This window comes from Acinetobacter rongchengensis (assembly GCF_003611475.1).
Classification (GTDB): Bacteria; Pseudomonadota; Gammaproteobacteria; order Pseudomonadales; family Moraxellaceae; genus Acinetobacter; species Acinetobacter rongchengensis.
On record NZ_RAXT01000037.1, the window covers coordinates 1 to 24,206 of the forward strand.

The 24,206-nt window shown below is 37.1% G+C and carries 24 protein-coding genes and 1 tRNA gene; 15 read left to right on the plus strand and 10 right to left on the minus strand.

The genetic code is table 11. The features are described 5' to 3' along the window. The first annotated feature begins 193 nt into the window (after positions 1-193). Positions 194-334 (plus strand): hypothetical protein, encoded by a 141-nt coding sequence (locus D7V20_RS19875; RefSeq protein WP_171407833.1) that lies wholly within the window; start codon positions 194-196, stop codon positions 332-334. Positions 335-456: 122 nt separating this feature from the next. Continuing rightward, a tRNA-Thr gene (locus D7V20_RS13855) sits at positions 457-532 on the plus strand. Positions 533-598: 66 nt separating this feature from the next. Here the strand turns inward: D7V20_RS13855 and D7V20_RS13860 are convergent. From D7V20_RS13860 to D7V20_RS13870, 3 genes are all read right to left on the minus strand, one after another. Further along, positions 599-1,420, minus strand: coding sequence for an SAM-dependent methyltransferase (locus D7V20_RS13860; protein WP_120384808.1), 822 nt, complete (start codon positions 1,418-1,420; stop codon positions 599-601). 19 nt (positions 1,421-1,439) lie between these two features. Beyond that, on the minus strand, positions 1,440-2,738 hold the full coding sequence (locus D7V20_RS13865) for an FAD-dependent oxidoreductase (RefSeq protein ID WP_120384779.1): 1,299 nt from the start codon (positions 2,736-2,738) through the stop codon (positions 1,440-1,442). 695 nt (positions 2,739-3,433) lie between these two features. Continuing rightward, positions 3,434-4,309, minus strand: a complete 876-nt coding sequence (locus D7V20_RS13870; protein WP_120384780.1) for a pirin family protein — start codon at positions 4,307-4,309, stop codon at positions 3,434-3,436. A gap of 318 nt (positions 4,310-4,627) precedes the next feature. Between D7V20_RS13870 and ycaC the strand changes: the two genes are divergently transcribed. Together ycaC and D7V20_RS13880 are read left to right on the plus strand one after the other, a co-directional pair. Further along, positions 4,628-5,263, plus strand: coding sequence for an isochorismate family cysteine hydrolase YcaC (gene ycaC, locus D7V20_RS13875; RefSeq protein WP_120384781.1), 636 nt, complete (start codon positions 4,628-4,630; stop codon positions 5,261-5,263). Between the two features lie 150 nt (positions 5,264-5,413). Continuing rightward, entirely contained in the window at positions 5,414-6,337 is a 924-nt protein-coding gene (locus D7V20_RS13880) for a LysR substrate-binding domain-containing protein (RefSeq protein ID WP_120384782.1), read from the plus strand. Between the two features lie 71 nt (positions 6,338-6,408). On the opposite strand, the gene ahpC is transcribed toward D7V20_RS13880, so the two are convergent. After that, complete coding sequence (gene ahpC, locus D7V20_RS13885) at positions 6,409-6,972, minus strand: alkyl hydroperoxide reductase subunit C (protein ID WP_120384783.1); 564 nt, start codon at positions 6,970-6,972, stop codon at positions 6,409-6,411. A gap of 219 nt (positions 6,973-7,191) precedes the next feature. Between ahpC and D7V20_RS13890 the strand changes: the two genes are divergently transcribed. Next, on the plus strand, positions 7,192-7,527 hold the full coding sequence (locus tag D7V20_RS13890) for a hypothetical protein (RefSeq protein WP_120384784.1): 336 nt from the start codon (positions 7,192-7,194) through the stop codon (positions 7,525-7,527). Positions 7,528-7,574: 47 nt separating this feature from the next. Here D7V20_RS13890 and D7V20_RS13895 read toward each other — a convergent pair whose 3' ends face one another. Beyond that, positions 7,575-8,216, minus strand: coding sequence for a TetR/AcrR family transcriptional regulator (locus D7V20_RS13895; RefSeq protein ID WP_120384785.1), 642 nt, complete (start codon positions 8,214-8,216; stop codon positions 7,575-7,577). Between the two features lie 135 nt (positions 8,217-8,351). Between D7V20_RS13895 and D7V20_RS13900 the strand changes: the two genes are divergently transcribed. Beyond that, positions 8,352-8,816, plus strand: coding sequence for a hotdog fold domain-containing protein (locus tag D7V20_RS13900; protein ID WP_120384786.1), 465 nt, complete (start codon positions 8,352-8,354; stop codon positions 8,814-8,816). Positions 8,817-9,140: 324 nt separating this feature from the next. On the opposite strand, the gene ssb is transcribed toward D7V20_RS13900, so the two are convergent. From ssb to D7V20_RS13915, 3 genes are all read right to left on the minus strand, one after another. Then, positions 9,141-9,719 (minus strand): single-stranded DNA-binding protein, encoded by a 579-nt coding sequence (gene ssb / locus D7V20_RS13905; RefSeq protein WP_120384787.1) that lies wholly within the window; start codon positions 9,717-9,719, stop codon positions 9,141-9,143. A 51-nt stretch (positions 9,720-9,770) separates the two neighbouring features. Continuing rightward, positions 9,771-11,135 (minus strand): MFS transporter, encoded by a 1,365-nt coding sequence (locus D7V20_RS13910; protein ID WP_120384788.1) that lies wholly within the window; start codon positions 11,133-11,135, stop codon positions 9,771-9,773. 138 nt (positions 11,136-11,273) lie between these two features. Continuing rightward, the gene (locus D7V20_RS13915; RefSeq protein ID WP_171407834.1) at positions 11,274-12,356 is read right to left on the minus strand and encodes a DUF475 domain-containing protein; all 1,083 of its coding nucleotides are present in this window, start codon (positions 12,354-12,356) and stop codon (positions 11,274-11,276) included. Between the two features lie 292 nt (positions 12,357-12,648). Here D7V20_RS13915 and tenA point away from each other — a divergent pair, with 292 nt between their 5' ends. Beyond that, the gene (gene tenA / locus D7V20_RS13925) at positions 12,649-13,320 is read left to right on the plus strand and encodes a thiaminase II (RefSeq protein ID WP_120384790.1); all 672 of its coding nucleotides are present in this window, start codon (positions 12,649-12,651) and stop codon (positions 13,318-13,320) included. 139 nt (positions 13,321-13,459) lie between these two features. Here the strand turns inward: tenA and D7V20_RS13930 are convergent, their stop codons facing one another. Beyond that, positions 13,460-14,425 carry a hypothetical protein gene (locus D7V20_RS13930; protein ID WP_120384791.1) on the minus strand — a complete coding sequence of 322 codons (966 nt, stop codon included), beginning with the start codon at positions 14,423-14,425 and terminating at the stop codon, positions 13,460-13,462. Positions 14,426-15,053: 628 nt separating this feature from the next. Between D7V20_RS13930 and mdtD the strand changes: the two genes are divergently transcribed. The 8 genes from mdtD to D7V20_RS13970 all read left to right on the plus strand — a co-directional run bounded on the left by mdtD (position 15,054) and on the right by D7V20_RS13970 (position 23,435). After that, on the plus strand, positions 15,054-16,448 hold the full coding sequence (mdtD, locus tag D7V20_RS13935; RefSeq protein WP_120384792.1) for a multidrug transporter subunit MdtD: 1,395 nt from the start codon (positions 15,054-15,056) through the stop codon (positions 16,446-16,448). Between the two features lie 76 nt (positions 16,449-16,524). Next, complete coding sequence (locus D7V20_RS13940; protein ID WP_120384793.1) at positions 16,525-17,289, plus strand: glycoside hydrolase family 25 protein; 765 nt, start codon at positions 16,525-16,527, stop codon at positions 17,287-17,289. 130 nt (positions 17,290-17,419) lie between these two features. Then, a complete protein-coding gene (gene dinB / locus D7V20_RS13945) occupies positions 17,420-18,475 on the plus strand; it encodes a DNA polymerase IV (RefSeq protein ID WP_120384794.1) in 1,056 nt (351 codons plus the stop codon). A gap of 425 nt (positions 18,476-18,900) precedes the next feature. Continuing rightward, on the plus strand, positions 18,901-19,617 hold the full coding sequence (gene creB, locus D7V20_RS13950) for a two-component system response regulator CreB (RefSeq protein ID WP_120384795.1): 717 nt from the start codon (positions 18,901-18,903) through the stop codon (positions 19,615-19,617). Between the two features lie 3 nt (positions 19,618-19,620). Beyond that, positions 19,621-21,090, plus strand: a complete 1,470-nt coding sequence (creC, locus tag D7V20_RS13955) for a two-component system sensor histidine kinase CreC (RefSeq protein ID WP_120384796.1) — start codon at positions 19,621-19,623, stop codon at positions 21,088-21,090. 178 nt (positions 21,091-21,268) lie between these two features. Further along, positions 21,269-22,687, plus strand: a complete 1,419-nt coding sequence (gene creD, locus D7V20_RS13960) for a cell envelope integrity protein CreD (protein ID WP_120384797.1) — start codon at positions 21,269-21,271, stop codon at positions 22,685-22,687. Between the two features lie 85 nt (positions 22,688-22,772). Further along, a complete protein-coding gene (locus D7V20_RS20160; protein WP_120384798.1) occupies positions 22,773-23,000 on the plus strand; it encodes a hypothetical protein in 228 nt (75 codons plus the stop codon). A gap of 78 nt (positions 23,001-23,078) precedes the next feature. Continuing rightward, complete coding sequence (locus D7V20_RS13970; RefSeq protein ID WP_120384799.1) at positions 23,079-23,435, plus strand: RidA family protein; 357 nt, start codon at positions 23,079-23,081, stop codon at positions 23,433-23,435. A gap of 68 nt (positions 23,436-23,503) precedes the next feature. Here D7V20_RS13970 and D7V20_RS13975 read toward each other — a convergent pair whose 3' ends face one another. Next, entirely contained in the window at positions 23,504-24,043 is a 540-nt protein-coding gene (locus tag D7V20_RS13975) for a DUF2726 domain-containing protein (RefSeq protein WP_120384800.1), read from the minus strand. Positions 24,044-24,206: the final 163 nt, after the last annotated feature.

The following is a 24,206-nucleotide window of genomic DNA, read 5'->3' on the forward strand; positions in this document are numbered from 1 at the left end:
TTCAAAATCTTAAATTTACTCAGATACTTAAATCCAATTCTCCACTATTTTTGTCTTACTTTTAAACGATTATTGACTGCATAAAGCCAAATAAAAAGTAATATTTTTCAAGTAAAGAAGCATCTATGTATTTACAAATAAAATCAACTTTGATAAAAATAATGCACACCAGTTCATACTAAGAAAAAATATTATGAAAGGACTACAATTGATTATATGTGCCGTGTTATTGGTTGCTAATGCAATCGTATTTTCTACCGCTAGTTTAGCAAAAACATCGGCAACACAATCAGTCAAACAAGCAGTGATTCACTTACTAGGAATTAAGACATGATTAAAATGTCTAAAATCGAACTCATCAATCTCTCTTAAATGCGTATAAATAGTAAAGATTATTTAAGTGTTTATTTTTTGGCTTGCAATCTTGAGAATATTCTGTAAAATTCACGCCAAGTCGCCGGCATAGCTCAGTTGGTAGAGCAACTGACTTGTAATCAGTAGGTCCACAGTTCGAATCCGTGTGCCGGCACCACTTATACTTAGCCTCGCTTTTTAGTGAGGCTTTGTTGTTTTTAAAGCTTCTAAATAAAATACAGTCTCATTTTTTCTGTGCGCTGATTTGCACATATTTGATCACTCCATCCTTGAATAGAGTTCGACAGAGTTTTGCTGTCATTTGAATCTTGAAATGATCCATACCACGCTGTTGTACATGCAATGACTGCTTTGAAATATAATCACTAAAACCCAGTAAAACCTGTTCTGAAATATCGTGGATCTGAACTGTATCAAACCCCTGTTGTTGTATTAGTTGTTGTATGTGTTCTTGTTTCTTTAAATGCTTAAATGTGACATCTGCGGCTTTCAAAAGCCCTATATATTTTATTTTCTGTTTGCTACTGAGTACCTGATCGGAAAGCATTAAATAATGAAATCCCAAACGACCTTTGTGCTTTAAAACAGAATTTGCAGAATTTAAAAATAAATTTAAATCACTGTGATAAGCAGCATCAATACACATCACCACATCAAAGCGATTGTTAAAAGGAATCTGTGATAAGTCTAAAAAAGATTGGCAATGAATGGCATTTAATTGAAGATGTTTTTGAATTTTATTGACACAGTTTTGTTGTAACTCTACAGCTTCTAAATCGTGAATTTTATAATGTTCTAACCAATATTTTAAACTTGCACCTTGTCCACAACCTAAATCCAAAATGCGGTCTTTAGGTTGTAGCTGAACAGCTTGTGCAAGATGTTCAGCCAGTTGTTGGCAAGCAAATGAATAGGATGATGATGCATCATCCCAATACCCTAAATTGGTCCATGCGCATTCACTGTCATCTCCCAATAATTTTGCGTTGATTGCATATTTATGTTGCGGAAGCTTATTTAGAATTACCTGTGACCATTTTTTCAAAGCATGAACCAATTTAAGTTTAGTAGCCCAATTGCGGTGCGACTTCTACTTTAGGTTTTAATCCTACAAATGGCAATGGTGCACCAAAAATCTCTGCAATGTGCATTGCCGAGGTCACTGCGGATTCTAAAATAGGTAAGCCATCACACGACCAAGATCCGCAATAAAACACTTTACGATTTGCCGCCTTATGTCGTTGTTGTAACTCTTTATTGAGCGCGACTGTTTCAATATTTACTACTGCACGAGTCAGCGTTACCGTTGAAATGACTTTCTTCGGATCAATTTCAGTCACAGGGCGCCATGTTTGGAATACTGGTGATTTCCCAACCAAACTCGGCTCAATCGAATTCAACCAAACTGTAAACTGTTGCTTGGTAAATTTACGATCCATCATATAGCTGAGCACACTCCAATCCTTACGATTTGGTGGCATCACTGTTGGATCTGTATGCATCACCAATTCGCCTTGCTCAAATTTGAATTTTTTCAATAGTGCAATATCTTCCGAAAATTGCTCAGTATTTAAGAATTCTTCTAACTTATTGGTTGGCGTTGCAACAACAACACGATCAAATTGAAATTTTTCACCTTGAACATTTTCAACAAGCACCTGGTCCGCTTGTTCTTCAACTTTGATAATTTCAGAACCGCTACGTATATCAATTCCTTCAACCAATTTATCTACAAAAGCAGGTGTTCCACCATGTAAACGCAATAAAGCATCGCCATCGGTCAGTTGCTTGAGGAAAATAAGTAGCGGTTTTGCTGGCCATTCACCAATGGTTTTTGGGTCACATGTACAAATGGTGTAAAGCACTGGCATGACTGCCCCATGCCAAAAAACTTCTTCAATTTCATTCTGATTAATAAAATCTGAAAGCGTGATGTCTTGATTTTTAGATTTAAAAAATTGATGAATGGCTGTTTTAAGTTGCAACATCCCTTTCACCAAACGCCAACCGTACTGCTTAATCCCTTTGCGATTATTGATAATCGGGAAATTACCAATACGAGTGCGGGAGGTTGTTAGCCAAGTTTCTGTTTTATCTTCAAATAACCAACTACAAGCCATAAAAGTACGTACAGGAAAAGTCTTAATGCCTAAATGCGTTGCAAGGCTTAATGTATTTTTCCATAGATGTGGATTCATGACACGTAAAGGTGCATCAATCAAACCACCTTCAAACTCGATACTATGACTATCCATACCACGACCAGGCAAAGCTTCAAAGATCGTAATATTATGACCAGCATCTTTCAGAATTCTTGCGGTAGCGAGCCCAGCCATGCCGCTTCCAATGACTGCAATATTCAACGTTATTATCCGTAAGTTTCCATTTTTTTCATTATGAGCTATGCCTTGGTAAATGATGTTATTAAAAAGTTCCAGTTTTCTACTTTTTTACAAGATCAAAACAAAGCGATATTTCACATTTTTGCCAAATTTATTTCACAAACCTTTTTATTTTAGAAAATAAAGTGGAAAATCATTATAATAATTTTATATTTTTCATATATTTATAAAATATTTATTAAAAACAAATAGATAATTTAACTATTTTTTAAAATATTATTTACAACATGATTGTTTTTATTTATCATAGCATTCATAAAATGAAAACCAAGTCACAATAACCATCATCATAAGTACTTATGACAATAAAGTGATAAAAGAAAATACAGCGCAAAAAGGATCTCTACGGTGTGGGTAGAGATCCTCTTTTTTTGCCTAGTCATTCATCTTTTTACAGATACACTCGATCATCCATTTCTGATGTTAAATACAATTCACTAAATGCATAAAAATTAACCATAAACCAAAATAATGTGCTTTACATCACACTTTTAAGTCTTTATCATTAGCCCATAATCAAGAAAATATTCACGATATTAATAACAATAAACAGAAAATAAATAAGCTACAGCGCAAAGAGCTTCTGTCTGATGGCAGAAGCTCTTTTTTATCACGATTTAAACAAAATCAGATCATAGGATGTGATTTTCTAATGATCATGCATCTATAGCCATCTGACCAAATTTACCTTGATTGAAATCGTTAAATGCTTGAATGATTTCATCTTTGGTATTCATCACAAAAGGACCATGACCTTGGATAGGCTCATTCAATGGTTTCCCTGTTAAGACCAAGAATTTAGCATCTTGAACAGCTGAAATCTGAATATGTGCCTCTCCATCATTGCCAAAAATAACAATCGAGTTATCTTTCACAGATTGAGTGCCATTGATCAACAACTCACCACCCAAAACAGCAACTAATGTATTGTGATCAACAGGTACATGAAAATGTGTTTCATGATCTGCTTTGAGCACACCATCCCACACATTGACTGGGCTAAAAGTTGTCGCTGGACCTGCTTGTTCAGCAAAGTTACCTGCGATGACTCTTAAATACCCTGCATCATTTTCAAACTGAATCACTGGAATATCAATTGCATCAATCGCTTGATATTTTGGTGTCGTCATTTTGTCTGTAGAAGGCAGGTTGACCCAAAGCTGTACCATCTCAAATAAACCGCCTTTTTCTGCAAACTCTCGTGAGTGAAACTCTTCATGGAGCAGACCTGAACCCGCTGTCATCCATTGCACATCACCTGTTTTGATCGTGCCACCACCACCATATGAGTCTTTATGTGTCACCTCACCATGATAAGCAATGGTTACGGTTTCAAAACCACGATGTGGATGTGAACCTACACCATGTTGTGCTGTGGTTGGATCAAAATGATAAGGTGCGGCATAGTCCAAAAGAAGAAATGGACTGATGGCTTGCCCTAAGCGATCGTAAGAAAATAAATTTTTTACAGGGAAACCATCACCTACCCAATGCATGTTTTGATTGCGATAAACACCGATAATTTTTTTCATCTCAAAGCTCCTCTCTCTAGGGAGTAATATGAGAGCAAGATAATATTTTTAAAGGAGAGAATCAGTACTGATCTCAATATTCAGCTTCCTATTTTTGGGATAATTGTGATCTGAATAAAGAATAACAATCCTATAGATGAATTAAAAATAAAATTAACACTAACTTTTAATCATATTGTCTTATTTTTAAGATAATTAATCCTATTTTATAGACTTAACAGCTCAACAAAATCTTTCTATGATCGATTCAGTTGTGTAAATGCACCTTCTCATCTACACGATATAGCTGATTTAAAATGACTTTCTGAGGATATTAAAATGGGAAAAAAATACGTTCGTTTAGACAAAGATAATGCTGCTGTTTTACTGGTTGATCACCAAACAGGGTTGCTTTCATTGGTTCGTGATATTGATCCTGACAAATTTAAAAATAATGTACTGGCTGTTGCTGCAGCCGCAAAATATTTTAATTTACCCACCATATTGACCACCAGCTTTGAAAATGGTCCAAATGGGCCTATGGTTCCTGAACTTAAAGAAATTTTTCCTGATGCTCCGTTCATTCCTCGTCCAGGTCAAATCAATGCCTGGGACAACGAAGACTTCGTTAAAGCAGTAAAAGCCACAGGTAAAAAACAACTGATTATTGCAGGTGTAGTGACTGAAGTATGCGTGGCATTCCCTGCACTTTCGGCGCTGGAAGAAGATTTTGAAGTTTTTGTGATTACCGATGCTTCAGGGACTTTTAATGCTTTGACACGTGATTCTGCTTTGGATCGTGTTTCAAGCGCTGGCGCTCAGTTGATGACATGGTTTGGTATGGCTTGCGAATTACATCGTGATTGGCGTAATGATATTGAAGGTTTAGGTACATTATTTTCAAATCATATTCCAGATTACCGTAATCTTATCAATAGCTTTAACTATAACAATTCAGATAAATCAGAGCATTAAATCATTCATTTATATCAAATAATTAGATTAAAGATCAGTCAATCCAATCATTGGCATTGGCTGATCTTTGTTATTTCCACATCACAATTTGATCAATCCTGCCCTTTTTCAGTTATGCTGTTTTCTAATGATCTAAATTTGGGATAATCCATGCATTCATTTGATGATTATTATTATTTTTATTTGGTGGTCAAACACGGCGGATTTAGCGCTGCAAGTGAAGCAAGTAACATCACAAAATCTAAGCTGAGCCGACGGATTCTAGAACTAGAAAATAAATTTAATATTCGTCTCATCGAACGTTCTACACGGCATTTTAAAGTCACGGCTTTAGGTCAAGAGTTTTACAACGCTTGCTGTAAAGTGATTGCTGAAGTTGAGTGTGCTGAGAATGTATTATTGCGTCAAAAAAGTGAGCCTCAGGGCTTAATTAAAATTAGCTGTCCAACCGTAATGATGCATTTTCAAATTCGAAGTTTACTCAATCAATTCCTAAAAACTTATCCAAAAGTTGAAATCGAATTGGAGTTGACCAGTCGTCGTGTTGATCTTATTCATGATGATATTGATTTGGCAATACGAACCAATTTTCAGGCCAATGAGGATTCTAATTTAATCGTGCGAGATGTGATTAAAACGGTACATTGCTTGGTTGCAAGTCCAACATTACTCAAGAATAGAAAAATTGAATATTTTCCTGAATTACATGAGTTTCCAAGTATCGTATTGGGTACACAAAAACAGCAGTATGCTTGGCATTTACATCACCTTGAACAAAATGAAGAGGTAAATATCCCGCTTACACCACGTATTAAAAGCAATGATCTTGCAGGGGTTTATTATGCGGTTAAAGATGGGTTAGGTATCGCAGATTTACCTTATTTGTCTGTAGAAGAAGATATTAAAAATGGTCATTTAATCCATATCTTACCTGAATGGTGTTCAAATATAGGGACGGTGCAGTTAGTCTATGCCTCACGCAAAGGACAACGTTTAGCCATGGAAAAACTCATCGATACACTGGTTGAAGGACTGCGTAGCCTAGCCAATCATCATTCAGGTTATGTGATCTAAGCATCAATAAAAAAATCCAGAAGCTAGGCTCTGGATTTTTGGAAACTTTGATCAACAGTATGGATGGAAGATTAAATCTTTCCTATCAAATCAATGGATGGTGCAAGTGTTGCATCACCTTCTTTCCATTTTGCAGGACATACTTCACCTGGGTGTGCGTGTACATATTGTGCAGCTTTAACTTTACGAAGCAGCTCTTGTGCATCACGACCAATACCACCTGCATTGATTTCAATAATCTGAATTTTACCTTCAGGATCAATTACAAAAGTACCACGATCTGCCAAACCTTCCGCTTCAATAAGTACTTCAAAGTTTTTAGCCAATGCCCAAGTTGGATCACCAATCATTGGATATTGAATTTTTTTAATTTCGTCAGAATGGTCATGCCAAGCTTTATGAGTAAAGTGTGTATCGGTAGACACTGAATAAATCTCAACGCCCATTTTTTGGAATTCAGCATAATTGTCCGCTAAATCACCTAACTCAGTTGGGCATACAAAAGTAAAATCAGCAGGATAGAAAAACACAACCGACCATTGACCAAAGAAGTTCTTTTCAGATACTTCGATAAATTCACCATTTTTATATGCAGTTGCGTTAAAAGCTTTAACTTCAGTATTGATCAAACTCATTGGGTATTCCTTCAATTCATTTCAGGGATTGCTTATCTGTAAAGCCACTATACGAAACAAATTTATATTGGTAAAACAGTAGTTTTTTATCAATATAATCGAAAAAATAGATTTAAAAACTCAATTCAAATCCTATTCTCAATCGAAAAACCCTATTTAAATTCTCTTGACCTATACCCACTTGTTCTGTAGATTTTCTTTTTGAGCAGGTTTTTAAAAATGATTTTTCCTACACTTCTAAAGCAATTTGAGAATCTTTCAAGTGGCAGCGATGCTTTCAAACAGCTAAAAAATCAGTGTGAGACACACATCTTAAATGCTGATGCCGACTTAGAAAAAACTACACTTTTCCTTATTTACGGTTTTGCCAAAAACTACGTTTTACTTTATGAAGATCAAGCTGTAACAGCTGAATTCTCAGTAGCTGCCAAAACACAACTATTGGGTTATATGCAACAGCTCAATCAAGCCATTGAAACAGGTGATAAGGCGCTGATTCTAGACAGTTTGAATCAAGTAACTGCTGACTATATGCAAAGTTCACGCATTTTCTAAATATGATTGCCACGTTTAAAGACCATGTATCGGCTCAAACAAGGTGTTTATTTCGCCTTGTTTTCACTCGTAGTAAAACCACTGATACTACGCCAAGCAGCTTGTGACAATGTCTGCTTATAGGCTATAGGTGAAGTACTCACTTTGCCCGAAAGCCATGCACGGCAATAACTTTCTGTAGCGCCTATGACCAATGATAACAGCAATTCAAAGGGTATATTTTGAAGGAAGATATCGTCTGATTTTTGCTTCATCCATGTCAATAAATGCTGATTTCTCTGCTGGTTTTTTTGTTTTAATTCAGAAATATCATCGCTTTTTGAAAGAACAAAATTTGCAGTATATAAAAAACGTGCAAAATCTGGAAAATCCACCACCCAATCGATATAGCTGGCGATGATTATTTCTACACCCTGCTGTAATGACTGCACCGACTGCAAAGCATGTTCACGGCGCTGAGCCTGATCTTGCAAAGCAGATAAATACAGTGCTCTAACAATTCCTTCTTTATTTTTGAAATGATGATAAATCGCACCGATACTGGTATTGGCACGATCACGAATCATTTCAATTGTTGTAGATTCAATCCCATCATTGAGAAAGCAAAAAAGTGCTTCATTTAAAATAATGCGTTTCAGTTCAGCACGACGACCGCTATAAACGCTCTCTAATAAAACTAAATTATCCATTCAGAAACCTATTATTGATTCACCCTAAAATGACGAGATTGACCTGCTCATTTGAAAAATTTGTTTGCTTAACCAATAACAGAATATTATTCTGTATTAGAATTATATTCTGTTTAAACACATTGGGAAAGAAAAATGAGCCAAGCACTCAAACTATGGAACAGCTTTAAAAATAAGCCAGCAGGAAAATGGACATATTCAAAATTACTGTGCTTAAAAGCCCCTTATTTCAGTAGTATTTCTCCTGTATTTGAGGAGCTTAGACCTCATTATTGTGAAATCAAGATCAAAAAGCATCGCGCTGTTTTAAATCATATTGGCACTGTTCATGCAATTGCCATGTGTAATATGGCTGAACTAGCAGGTGGAACCATGACAGATGTGACTGTTCCTTCAACACATCGCTGGATTCCGAAAGGCATGACCGTAGAATATCTTAAAAAGGCTGAAACTGATTTAGTTGCTATTGCCAAGCCTGCTGAGGAAAACTTTAAATGGAGTCAAGGTAGTGATTATCTCGTGAATGTTGAAGTACGAGATACAGCGAATAATATCGTTTTTAAAGCTGTGATCACGATGTGGGTTTCAGCTAAGAAATAACCCACAACAAATAAAAAACCCTCTATTTTATAGAGTAATACCAATCCATTAAGCTTTTTTAAATCTTCGATAGTTCCCCTCTTTTTAAAGAGGGGTTAGGGGAGATTATTATGAGTAACTACTCTATTGCTTTTAATTGATTAGCATTATCTATTTTATAGAGTAACACCAATCCATTAAGCTTTTTTAAATCTTCGATAGTTCCCCTCTTTTTAAAGAGGGGTTAGGGGAGATTATTAAATGAGTAACTACTCTATTGCTTTTAATTGATTAGCATTATCTATTTTACAGAGGGTTTAATTCACCTATTCTTGTCTTGGCAGATTAGAACGGTAAATCATCATCTAAATCAGCTGGTGCAGCTACCGGGCTCGGCGCTTGTTGCGGCTTAGGCGATTGGAAACCTTGATTTACATTGTTTCCGCCATTGCCATAACCACCTTGGTTGCCTTGATTATAGCCACCTTGGTTTCCGCCCTGATTTCCATAACCACCTTGTTGTTGGTTATTGTTAAAACGTGGTTGGTTATAACCACCGCCATCACTACCCTCACCGCCTTGCTGACGATTATTTGAATCTAACATTTGCATTTGCTCACCACGAATTTCTGTGGTGTAACGCTCTTGACCGCTTTGATCCGTCCATTGACGAGTACGCAAAGAACCTTCGATATAGACTTTTGAACCTTTACGTAAATATTGCTGTGCAATTTCACCTAAACGATTATGTAATACAATACGGTGCCACTCTGTTTGTTCTTTTCTTTCACCCGTATTTTTATCTGTCCAAGATTCACTGGTCGCAATTGAAAACTGCGTTAAAGATCCCCCATTTGGGAATGTTTTCGTCTCAGGATCACGACCCAAAGTACCAACTAAAATAACTTTATTTACACCACGCATCAGACGTTATCTTCCTATTCAATTCTATGTTTTACTTTATAAGAGTTATGTTTAAATGGCTACCTCTTTACCCAACAAGTGCGTTAAATGTTGTCGCGCAGCGTCATTGATCTGCTGTTTATCGACTTTAATATAAGCAACCTGTTGATCAGACATGACCACGACCTCTTCAATACCATGAATTGCCAATAACTGAGAAGTCCAATCATCGGTTTGTTTATTCTCAGGCAATCGTAATACGATGGATGTTAAATAGCGTGGTTGAGCCAGTCCAAAACTTATGAACAGCCAAATTATAGCAAGTGCTGATAAAACACTCCAACCCATTGCAGTATTATTAAGTAAAATTAATTGACCACCTAAGGTTCCACCAAAAAATGCACCTAAGAATTGTGCACTTGCATTCACACCCATTGCTGTCGCTTTAGACTGGATCGGTGCAGCTTTGGATAACCATGAAGGCAGTAAAGCTTCCATCACATTAAAGGCTATAAAAAATAAACCTAATCCTAACAACAAGATATATTTAGACTCATAACCAAAAATCAGAATAACCAGTCCTGCGATGATTCCAGCAATCGCAGTCAGGAAAATACTGCGCATTTTGCGATATTTTTCTGCGAGGATAATGCTTGGAAAAGCAAAGAACAAACTGATGAGTAATAAAGGCAAATACACCACACCATGTTTAGACAATGGAATTCCAGCAAAATCAATCAACTGTGAAGGTACATAAACAAACATTGCAGTGAGTAATAAATGTAATGAGAATACAGAAACGTGTAGGCGATTCAAATCACCCATTTTCAAAACTTGTTTAAGCTGATTTAAATAACCTTGTTGATAATTTTTGTGGTGTCGTGTGGTTTTCGGGACAAGAAATAGCATGAGAATGGCCAATAATCCCATGATCGTTGTGACCCAAAATAATCCTGAAATCCCCACCAATGTCGTGAGCCAAGGCCCTAAACTGAATGCAACAACAAATGATAAACCAATGCTCATCCCCATGACTGCCATGGCTTTGGTGCGTTGTTCTTCACGGGTCACATCTGCCAATAATGCCATCACGACTGCGGATACGGCGCCTGCACCTGCGATTGCACGACCAATAATCACACCATAAATCGTCTCAGACATGGCAGCAACAGCACCACCTAAAGCAAATAACAATAAACCAAAAATGATCAAAGGTTTACGATTAAAACGGTCTGCCCACAGACTAAAAGGAATTTGTAATAAAGCTTGACTTAAACCATAGACACCCACAGCTAAACCAATCAATGTTGGCGTGGCATATTGATATGACTGTCCTGCAACAGCAAAGACAGGAATGATCATGAACAAACCCAACATACGTAAAGCAAAAATACTGCTTAATGCAAAAGTCGATCGGCGTTCTAAAGAATTCATCATATCTATTGGCTTATCAAAACTGGCGAGCTATTCATCGCACACATCATCGCATATTGCGACAACTTTTTGGGAATATTGAGTATAAAAAAGGACGCTTTTAAAGCGCCCCTTATTGTAATCGTTTTTCTTAAAAAAGGATTAATGCTGATGTTTCATTCGTTTATTATATTGAATCGAAGCAATAATAGCCCAAACGATAAATGCAACACCAATCAAACCTGTAACAACTTCAGGGATATGTAAGCCTGTACCACTTGCCAACATAATAAAAGCTAAAGCGCCAATCGCATAATGTGCACCATGCTCAAGGTAAATATACGCATCTAAAGTTCCTTTTTCCACGAGATAGATGGTCATTGAACGTACAAACATCGCACCAATCGCAAGGCCGAGCATGATGATCACAACATCAGAAGTAATCGCAAAAGCACCTATCACGCCATCAAAACTAAAAGAAGCATCTAATACTTCAAGGTAAATAAAACCACCGATCCCCGCTTTGATCACGCCTGTTGGTGCGCCACTCGCATCATGCCCCACAGCATTGCCATCTTCATCGACTTCAGGTTCGCCGCCAAGCAAATGACTCAGCACTTGCACACCAATGTAAATGACAATGCCCCAAATACCCGCCATAGTCACCACAAGACGTTTTGCCTCTTCAACATTGGCTGCCATCACCAACAAAGCAATCAGTGCGAGGAAAGCTGACATTGCAGGAACATTGGCCAAATTTGCTAAACGCTTTTCAAGCCATTTAAACCAGTGTGTGTCTTTGCCTTCATCCAAAAAGAAATTTAAGAAGACCAACAATAAGAATGCCCCACCAAAAGCAGCAATTTCTGCATGATGCGCCAATAATTTTGCTGAATATTGGATTGGGTCATTTAAAGCCATTTTCACAACTTCAATCATTCCCATATCTGCGGTCACAGCAACGATCACAACAGGGAAAACCAGTCGCATACCAAATACAGCGATCAAAATACCAATCGTTAAGAAAATCATTTTCCAGAAATGATCCCAATTACGGAGTACCGATGCATTAACTACAGCATTATCAAAAGAAAGTGAAACTTCCATTACAGCAAGGATGGCAGTAATAGTCAGTGCAGATAGCATTGCTTGTACGCCTGCATTTGGCCCATGCGTAAAGCCCCAATATGCAGAAATTGCTAAACACACAATTGTAAAAAAGATGGAGAAACCAAAATGTTTCATAATGTCACGTGACCTGCGGAGAGTAGATTTAAATCAGACAAGACTGAAATAAAAATTGGATTTTTAATGCGCGTATTATGACGGCTTTTTCACATTTATCCAAAGTAGTTTGTCTTATTTTTATGAAGATAAACTGGAATAGTTTAAGCTCGGTTCGCCAAAGCATTATAGAATAATGATCATCTTCATGACGGTTCATTACTGATTGTCACACTTATTCATTATGGTTCTGATGTGACTTACTTTTTCATCACATTTATTTTTAAATTTAAAACCTTTGTAGGAAAATGACATGAGCTTTTCTCAAGACGTTTGGCAACGTAACCTTGCCTTATATCAAAAAACTTTAGCCTTGCCGTTTAACCAAGAACTTGCCAATGGTTCATTAAGTCGTGAGGCTTTTTGCCACTATGTGATTCAAGATGCGCATTATTTGGTGGCTTATGGACGTGCGCTTGCGGTATGTGGTGCTAAAGCTTATGAAGCCGATGACATTATCCAGTTTACTCAAGGCGCTAAAGAAGCCATTGTTGTTGAACGAAGTTTGCATGACGGATTTATGAAAGATTTCGGAATCGGTAAAGCAGATTTTGAAAATACGCCTTTAACATTGGCTTGCCATCATTACACCTCTTTTTTAACAGCAACGGCTTGGTCTGAAAGCTATCCTGTTGTGTTAGCTTCTTTATTACCATGTTTCTGGATTTATGCAGAAGTGGGTAAAGATATTGTCAGTCAATCGATTGCCAATAATCCCTACCAAGCTTGGATTGATACCTATTCAGGTGAAGCGTTTAACGAAGCTGTACGTAATGTTTTAATCACCATTGACCGTATTGCTGAACGTTGTGATGCAGATACGCTGGAAAAAATGCATAAAGCCTATACCAAAGGTGCTGAATTAGAATGGTTATTTTGGGATAGTGCTTATCATCAAAGACAATGGTTGGGTTTAGACCAATAGAATAAAGTTCTGAGATTTATAAATTAAACATTTTTAATATTTTCCCCTTGTAAAGCAGACTTCTCAGCATTTTCAATCATGTAAAAAGAACAAAGCGATACAAGGGTTTTGAATTTAAAGGTTAAAAACCTGAATAACATTAACCTTCAATCATTTGATAAAGCCAAGGCAAAGCGGTTGCCAAAAGAATACTGACGGCTAAACCTAACATCAACTTCATTGCATCTTTACTGACATTTCGTGAGGTTCGATATTTATTGACTTCATTCAAATGCATCGCCATAGCAAACTCACGTCCTGCAAGTAAACCTAAGAATACCCAAGTGGTACTCATTGGAATATTACTCATCTCTTTAAATACCAAAAGAATCAGCGCATACATGAAGTCAATAATCGTGGCAGAACGTACATCTTGCACCCCAGTTTTGGTGTCAATAATGTTCTGAATTGCCCCACCGCGTTGGTAAAAAACCACACCAAGTAAGGTGATAAAAACCACGATAGCAAACAACATAAACCAAAAGGGTACAACACGTGGCACATATACAAAGATGTTTGCCAAGTCTTGAATGAGCCATTGGCTCCATAAAAACCCTGTAGCAACCCATTGGATCGCAATCCAAATTCTCGGGGGTGGATGGTGGCGTGTTTGACTGAAATAGATGGTGACTTTTTTAACAACAAAACGATAGATAATGATTGCGACAACAAATGCAACCGCATAACCCAACATCGATTTGGTCAGCATTGCACTTAAACTGCTTGGTGAAAAAATCGTAAGTACTAGAAATGTGGTACTTACAGGAATACCAAAGCGTGTTAAAAACAGAAGAATCAGTGGCGGAACAACATATAACCACGTCATGCCTTCTTTGGGAAAAGGAATGGTTTCTAAACGTCCATACGAAGCATCACCTACTCCAGATACCCACCAGCCATATAACAAAACAATGCTTAGAATCGTACTGGTATAAATCCATAGAATCCACCATGGTCGGTGTGCATTGGAAGAAATAAATGTTCCTAAAGTTTGCGGAACGTCATTTCCAACAATCGAATAAGCCGCTAGACAAAAGCCGATGACCATTAAAATATCAATGCTCATGTGCTAAACCTCTATTCTGATGCATGGTGAGACGCATAAAAAATAGTCTTCCTTAAGATAAATGCCTGCGAGATTATGACACTTTTATGAATTTTCAAAACTTTTAATTTTTTATATTGTGTAGAAAATAAAATATCTCAACTAAAGTTTGCTTATAAATGGTTGAATATATTTATAAATACAATTTTCAACTTTACTCTGATCAATCTTCACACAGTCCATTATTTCCAAACTCATATTTATAAACTTCTTACAACAGTCAAAAATGATCACCAATTAGTCGTAAAATTAATATTGAAAATTCCTTCTCCCTTAGGGATGAGGAATATTATTCCGCAAGAGGATGAGGGAGATTTAACCTATAAATCCTCTCCCTCTTGCGTGTAATAATGCTCATCTTTTATAAAAAAGAGGAAACTTCGATTGTAAATAAACGTGCATCACCACTCGACTGATGCAAAAAGTCTATTTGTATGTACGGTCATTTTTTCAATGAATATGATGTTCAAAACGAAAAAACCATTTGCATAGATAGAAGAATAATACCTCTGAATAATGACAACGATTTCCTACAGAATTCGTAGAATGAATGGTTTAAAATAGTCACAAAATCTCACATTTGAAAAATATGACTGCAACCACGCCATCACATCAAAAATTACAGCCTCAGTTTTATCTGTTGGTCTTTTTGGTTTCGATTGGCTTTTTTATGCAAGGTTTAGATACCACCATTATCAACACTGCATTGCCTGCAATCGCAAACAGCTTACAAGAAAATCCTTTGCGTATGCATGGCGTGGTGATCAGTTATGTGCTTTCTGTAGCGGCATGTATTCCACTCAGTGGCTGGTTAGCCGATCGTTTCGGTATAAGAAATACCTTTTTTTCAGCAATTATTATTTTTACCATTGCATCCTTAGGCTGTGCACTTTCCAATAGTTTTAATAGTTTGATTGCCTTCCGTGTCCTTCAAGGTATCGGTGGAGCATTGCTACTGCCTGTCGGGCGTTTAGCTATGCTGAAACTGATTCCTCGTGAACAATTTTTATCTGCAATGAGCCTCATGAGCCTAGCAGGGCTAATGGGGCCTTTAATCGGCCCAACACTCGGTGGATGGCTCATTGAGGCTGCATCTTGGCACTGGATTTTTCTGATCAATTTACCGATTGGGCTTTTAGGCATGTTAGTCACCTTTAAAGCCATGCCAAATACCACTGAACCCACAGTCAAGAAATTCGATTTCAGTGGATTTATTTTATTGGTCATTGCGATGGTAGGAATGGCCTTGGGTATTGAAAATATTGCCAGCCATGATGTGTCAAAGCGTTTCAGTATTGGTTTATTAGTCGCAGGACTGATTGCCACGTTGGTTTACGCCTATCATGCACATACGCATCAAAATGCATTATTTCGTAGTAAATTATTTAGAAATAACATTTATACCATTGGCATTTTAGGGAACTTCTTTGCTCGTTTTGGGAGTAATGCAATTCCTTTTATTTTACCACTGATGTTGCAAGTCGCTTTTAAAATGGAACCATTAATGACGGGGATCATGATGACGCCTATGGTTTTAGGCTCACTATTTTCCAAACCGATTATTCGACCGATTATCTCCAAAGTCGGTTATCGCAGATTATTGTTAATCAATACCTTCTTGGTTGGCGCATGTATCGCCAGTTTTGCACTGACCACAGTAGATACACCTATATGGTTAAGAGCCGTGCATTTCTTTATTTTTGGAACACTGAACTCATTGCAGTTTGTAACCATGAATACCTTCACTCTGAAAGATCTCCCGCAACAAGATGCCAGTAGTGGCAATAGCTTCTTGTCGATGATTATGATGCTTTCAATGAGTATCGGCGTTGCCATAGCAGGTGCATTGCTCAATGTATTTACGGCGTATTTTGGAGAAGAGCACATCACTCAAGCTTTTCACACCACGCTCATCTGTTTAGGTGCAATCAATATCATCACTGCATTGATCTTTTATCAGATTCCCAAAAACCAAGTCATATAATATTTACACCTGCTTCGTCATAGTTTTGAGATACAGATCACGTTAAACTAGTCTCATTCTGATAGATAGAAAACCCATGCCAAAACGATCTGTAAAAAAACAACCACAATTTACCCGCTATGGTTCAATCTTTGCCATTGCGTTATTGTGTGGCGTGATCAGCATCTGTTTGGCCATTTTCTATCACAATACCGCCTCTGCCGAAACTTACCCTATCAAAGGTTTTGATATCTCTCACCATCAAGGTGTGATTGACTGGAAAAAAATCTCACCGCAGCAATATCAATTTGTTTATCTAAAAGCCACAGAAGGTGGTGATTATCGAGATGATCGATTTCAAAATTACTGGATGGAAGCACGTGAACGTGGCATGCATGTCGGTGCTTATCATTTTTATCGTTTATGTCGTGAAGGAAAAATACAAGCACAGAATTTTATTCAAACTGTTCCAAATAAATCCAATGCCTTACCGCCTGTCATTGACTTGGAATATGACAGCAATTGTATTAACAGCTTTACCAAAGAACAATTATTAAAACAAATCAAAATCATGCATGACGAATTACATCAGCATTATGCGAAACAACCCATTTTCTATACATCAAAGAATTTTTATAACATTATTTTAATCGGAGAATTTAAGGAAACACCGATTTGGATTCGTGAATATAAAGAACAACCTGATTTAAAAGATGGACGTGCATGGACATTTTGGCAACAAACCAACCAAGGCTCAATTCAAGGCATTCACAAATCAGTCGATTTAAATGTTTTCCATGGCAATGCTGAGGAATGGAGAAAATTTTTAGAAAACAATCAAATCATTCAGCCTAAAAAATGAATTTTAAATGACTAAAATAGTGTATACAGACACAATCTGTCGCAGCAATATAGCCAAACTCAAATAAATAAATTGAACTAAATCAATATCGGTTAGAATAGTCATACAGCGTTTTAACACTGTGTGTTTCATGAGAAAAATCATTCATATTGATATGGATGCATTCTATGCATCTGTAGAGCTCCGTGAGCGTCCCGACTTAAAGCATTTACCTGTAGTGATTTCTTCACATCATCCACGGGCAGTGATTGCTGCCGCCTCCTACCCTGCACGTGAGTTTGGATTACGCTCTGCAATGTCGATGTCACAAGCCAAAAAACGTTGCCCACAAGTTGTAGTGATTGAACCAAATTTTGAAAAATATCGTGAAGTATCGCGCCAAATTCATGAAATTTTCCAGCACTATACAGCCATCATTGAGCCATTATCTTTAGATGAAGCATTCCTTGATGTCACTGAAAATTTACAAAATATTCCAAGTGCAACTGAAGTTGCAGAACGTATTCGAGCCGATATTTTTAACACCACAGGATTAACCGCTTCTGCAGGCGTTGCCCCCAATAAATTTTTAGCAAAAGTTGCTTCCGATTGGCATAAACCCAATGGGATTTGCATCATTAAACCCAGTCAGGTGCAGCACTTTATCCATGATCTAACTTTAAAAAAGATTCCAGGTGTAGGCAAAGTCACACAAGAAAAATTAAAGAGTTTAAACCTTGAAACTTTGGGTGATTTACAGAAAATTGAAGAAAATATACTGATTCATCATTTTGGAAAATACGGCAAACAATTGTTTTTATATGCCCAAGGGATTGATGAACGGCCTGTACAAGCTGAACGGCAACGACAACAGATTTCAAATGAGACCACTTTTGATGATGATCTCAGATTAGAACAATGTTCGCCTTACTGGAGTAGTTTGATCGAACGCGTTTGGCTCAGCCTGCAAAAAAAGCACATGCAAGCGCGTGGCGTAAACGTCAAACTAAAACTCAAAAACTTCCAAGTTTTACAACACAGTAAAAGCTTTAAACAGCCTTTAAATTCACAACAAGAAATGATTCAAGTGATCAAAATTTTGTTAGCGGAAATGCAGATTCCTGAACACTTTCAATTCCGATTGATTGGTGTCGGTTTATATCAACTGTCAGAACAGCAAGATGAAGCGCAATTATCGTTATGGTAAATCCGCTTATGATTAAATAAAAATACGCTGAGTCCAATTCTAAAAAGATTTGCGACGAAATGAATGTGCTTAATTTTCAGTCAAAAGAACTAAATTTGCTTAAATATTTACCAACATTGAGTAAAATTGGAGTAATCTACTTGGCGCAATACATTATCCATGTATCTGCTGAGAGATCAAAAGTCACCAATACTTTTGGTTTGCTGTCCTGTAGTTGGCGTGACGATCAAATCCGAATGTTACAGGGCGCTCAGAATATTCACATGGTTGCTCTTCTCTACAATATAACAATCGATTTGCTTCATCCTCGCTCACAACATTTCTCATTCAATCACAACGTTCATCTGAACTTCACATAAAATTCATTCGCCTAAAAAATAGAATTTCAGTACACTCAAAATGATCAAATGAACATTTAAAGACTGATGAATAATAAAAAACAGATTCTATGTATTGAAGATGATGCTGCTATTCTGATGCCCCTACGCTATGCACTCGAACGAGAAGAATGGCAGGTGACTTGGGCCAATACTGGTACTCAAGCCATTGAATTGATTCAACAGTACCATTACGATTTTATTATTTTAGACATCGGCCTACCTGATATTAATGGCTTTGATGTCTGTAAAAAAATTCGGCTGTTTAATCATACTCCACTGCTATTTTTAACTGCACGAGATGATGAGATTGACCGAATTGTAGGGTTAGAAATTGGGGCAGATGATTACTGCACTAAACCTTTTAGTTCACGTGAAATCGTTTCTCGTATCAAAGCCATTTGGCGCAGGATGGAAATTCAGAGCCAACTGCAAGCCACTCAAACCCGTGTTGATCCACAGCCTGCCCTCTCTAAAGCTTGGCTATGTATTGATGAATCACTACAAATTCATTATCACGGTACAGCATTGCAACTTACTCGTTATGAATATCGTCTATTGAAGTTGTTGATCGATCATCCTGAACATGTCTTTAGTCGCCAACAGTTGATGGATCATATTTGGGAACATCCAGAACATAGTCTAGAGCGCACAGTAGATACCCATATCAAAAGTCTAAGGCAGAAACTCAAACAGATTTCCGCAGAATATGACCCGATCACAACGCATCGTGGTTTCGGTTATAGCCTAAAACGGATACTGTAAGAAATGTCTATCTTTATTCGTATTTGGTTTTTCTTTGGTTTAATTATCTTGCTTGGACTGTGGTTTATGTCCTACACCTTTAATCAGCAAGTGAAGCCCAATGTCCGCCAAGTGGTTGAAGATACACTGGCTGAAAATGCCAATATTATCGCGATGTTAGTCGCCGAAGATGTCTATGAGAATAAAGTCAGCACCGTACAATTTGATGCAAAAATTCAAAATGCACTGAATCGAAAACTGAATGCCAATATTTGGCAACACAATAAAAAAGAAATTAATCAACAAATTTATATTACAGATGCCAAAGGCATTGTGATTTACGACTCACAAGGCATTGCGACAGGACAAGATTATTCACGTTGGAATGATGTTTATTTAACCTTAAAAGGAAAATACGGCGTACGTTCAACCCGTAGTTATGAAAAAGATGCCAATAGCAGTACAATGTTTATTGCTGCACCGATTTATTACCAAGCAATACCGAATCAGCAACAAAAATTGATTGGTGTGGTGAGTATCGGTAAACCGAATAGTTCTGTACAACCTTATATTCAAAAAGCTGAAGATCAATTACTGCGCCAAGCCGCGTGGATTACTTTACTTAGCTTATTTCTTGCCAGTTTGGTGGCCTATTGGCTTAAACACAGTATCGACCGAGTTCGAAAATACGCTCAGGCACTTGCACCTGTGAATCAAATCCCTTATTTCCGTTCGGCCAAAGAACTGAATCAAGTGGCTCTAGCGGTTGAAAACATGCGTGAAAAACTTGAAGATCGTGCCTATGTGGAACACTATGTCAACACTTTAACCCATGAGTTAAAAAGCCCGCTCACAGCAATTCAAGCCAGTGCAGAATTACTCAAAGAAGATTTGCCGTTGAATGATCAACAACAGTTTGCAAGTCATATTCATGGTCAAAGCCAACGCTTAAAAACCTTAATTGACCGCATGTTATTGCTCACACGTTTGGAAAAATCCAAACATCAAATTGAAATTCAAAGCGTTAATTTATCTCAACTGATACAACACGTTTTAGATCAATATGCCAGTCAAATAAATGCCAAGAAAATTCTGTGTTTATTGGATATTGAAGCCAATTGTACCATTCAAGCCGATCGCTTTTGGCTACAACAAACCGTTGCTAATCTTTTAGACAATGCTTTAGATTTCTCACCAGAATCGGCAAAGATCCTGATTCAATTACATCGTCAAAGCCATCAACAGATTCAATTAACGGTTTTTAATGAAGCTGAATGGATTCCAGAATATGCACTGACACAGATCTTTGACACTTATTTCTCATTGCCCCGCCCCATTACCCAACAGCGCAGTTCAGGCATTGGTTTAAGCATTGTCAAACAAGTGATTGAACAACATCATGGGAAAATTACTATTCAAAATATTCAAGCCAATCATATTTCGAGTATTCAACCTCACCAACAAGGCGTATTGGTGACTATTTCATTGCCCTAACATGATTTTAAAGCGTAAGCTCATCTATAAAATCACGTTCCGTTTATAAAAAATTGTTTTTCCTATAAATTGATCATACTTCACTTAAACTTCACAGAAAAATCAAAACCGAATCAAACAAAATACATCCCAGATTCACATACTGGATCCTGAAAAAAACAAATCATCAGGAATCATTATGCGCTCTCATTTCCTTAGTCTTAAAATTATTGCAATCGTGATATTGGTCGCCATGTTCTGGGGCGGCTTATTTTTCCTTACCAGCCTCGTATCAGAACGCCAAGGCTACCAACAAGCCTTTCTTAAAGAAATCTCACAAAACAATATCAGCCCGCAAACCATTGTTTCACCTTATATACATGTTCCTTATGAAGAACAGAAAACCTGTTTGGATGAACAAAAAAAGGCTCATCCATGTACAGAAGAAAGCTGGATGTATATCGGCGCTGATAGTACGCAATGGACCTCAAACTTTAATGTTTCCAATGATAGTTACAAACGCACGATTTATCGTGCGATTAGCTACCAAGCCAACTTAACCGCGAAAGGAATTTTCCAAAAACCTCAACTAGAAAATAAAACCTATCTTTGGGATCGTGCTGAAATTATTTTCCCAGTACATGACCCACGTGGTTTAGACAAGCAACCCATGCTTAAAATTTTGAATAAAGACTATGTTTTTGAAGTAAGTCCACAAGGCAGCGACTACTCAGGATTTGATTTTATGCGTATTTCTGCAAAAAATTATCCTGAATTAATCACTGCCATTCAAAATGGCTTTCACTTTGATTTAACGGCGAATCTGACTGGTTTAAGTAAATTTACCCTTATTCCAACCAGTCGTAGTGTTACTTATCAAGCCAAAGGCAATTGGGCCGATATTAAATACGATGGGCAGAATTTACCGTATGCAAAAACCAGCGCTCAGCAGAAATTCAATGCACAATGGAAAAACATTGCCCTAGGTCATCAAAACCTGAATAAATTCATTCACTGTGAGAGCAATGAGTGCACTCGCCAATTCACTCAAGGTAACTTTGTTCAAACTGCAAATTTTAGTGAATATGAAACAGCAGGACATGAAAAAATTGGCTTAACGACTGAATTTTTAGAGCCAGTGAATGTCTATACCCAAACAGACCGTGCGATTAAATATGGCATTGTGATCATAATCATCACCTTTGGTTGCTTCTTCTTATTTGAAGTACTGAAAAGCTTACGAATTCACCCGATTCAATATTCTTTAGTTGCTATGGCACAAGGCATATTCTTTGTTCTACTCCTTTCGATCAGTGAATATTATGCTTTTGCATGGGCATATATCGTTGCAGCAATTGCTTGTATTGGCTTAATGACTTGGTATTTATACTTTGTGATGAAAGGCATCAAAGCTGCTGCTTTGTTTGGCATTATTTTAAGCAGTTTATACGCCATTATGTATATGTTATTGCAATCTTCAGGCAAGACTTTCTTAATGGGTTCAATGATTTCCTTCGTGGTCCTCGCAGTTGTAATGTTTATTACCCGCCATATTGATTGGTACAGCATTGGAAATAAACCTAAACGTGAGCTCAGAACCTATACCTCACCTCAATAATCATAAAAAATACTGCACTTGTGAATGGTACATAGCCATTCACATTGTGCTTAAAACGATCAAATCAGAATAATCGAGACCTGTCATGTATACCACTTATATCAGCACACATATTTCAAAAAATCAGCAACTCAGACAACTGTGCCCAATACAAACTTCAATTGCTTTCTGTTTAAATCAATTGAGAATGGCACAGATTCATTTTTTAAACTTAGGTAATTTGATTATCTGCCCCGAATACAATTGCATATTGATCTTTCAAACCAAACTTTTGATCCGAATTGATACTCTTTCAAAATCGCCACAAACTTAATCAATTGCAACAAACTAGATTTGCAGAATGACCATGATCACGTAAACTTTACCTAATCATTTGTATTCGAGAAATAGGATGGCTGTACAACGTTTGCATGTCTCAAATCGCTTTTCTGAAATTGCTATTTCAGGTCATTTGGTGCATTTAGCAGGTCAACTGGCTTCTGACTTTGACTTAGATATTAAAGGACAGACACAACAAACTTTCGACATGATCGATCAATTTCTTGCCGATGCAGGTACAGATAAAAGCCATATTTTATCTGTGACGATTTATTTAAAAGACATCGAAAAAGACTATGCGGCTTTCAACGAAGTTTGGGATACATGGGTTGCAGACATTGAGGCTCTACCTCGTACCTGTGTTGAGGCAAAACTTTATGATCCACGTGTCTTGGTCGAACTCACAGTGGTTGCGGTTAAACCTGAATAAAGCTTGGCTTGAAATGTTGTAATCTAAAAAATGCATGTAATAACATGCATTTTTTAATCATGGTTAGATTAACCATAAACACGGCGTCTTGAACCTTGTTCATGGTAATATTCAAGCTTTCCCAAGTCAGCTAACTGTGCTTGTTTTGGATAATCAAATTCTGAGGTTTCAATCAAAAAACTTTCTCTAATTTGTTGATATTCAGGAACATTATTATAACGAATAACCCGATAACCCGCAGACTGTAATAATGCTTCTTGATATTTAGCTTCACTGGAACGCTTTATCGATGACTGATCATCTAATGCCACAATTGCGATTACACGATAGTCTTTATCTAAGACAACAAAGTCAGCAAACATTTTTTGATATTTGCTACGTGTATGTTGAAATTTGGTTGTGATTAATGCGTCAAATGACACATGTGCCAAAATATTCGCTTCCGATAAGATTTCTTTAAGACGAATAAACGTTAATTGCTCAATCGAATTAAAGACCGCTCTTTGTCTTAATGCGCTATCACTTAATCGTTTATTGCTAATACCTTTATAAACGATCACGATGACGACAGCGACGATGAAAATACTGATAATAATCATCATATCCATGTCCTTTTTCCTTTCTTATAATTCGGTTTCTAGACCGTTTATTTTTACCAATGATATTAATATATGAATCAACGCCTTTGGTTCAAACACTTTGATAAAATCACTACGAACTGCAACACAACACTTATAAATCTTGACTTAAAATTTCACTTCAAAAACAACA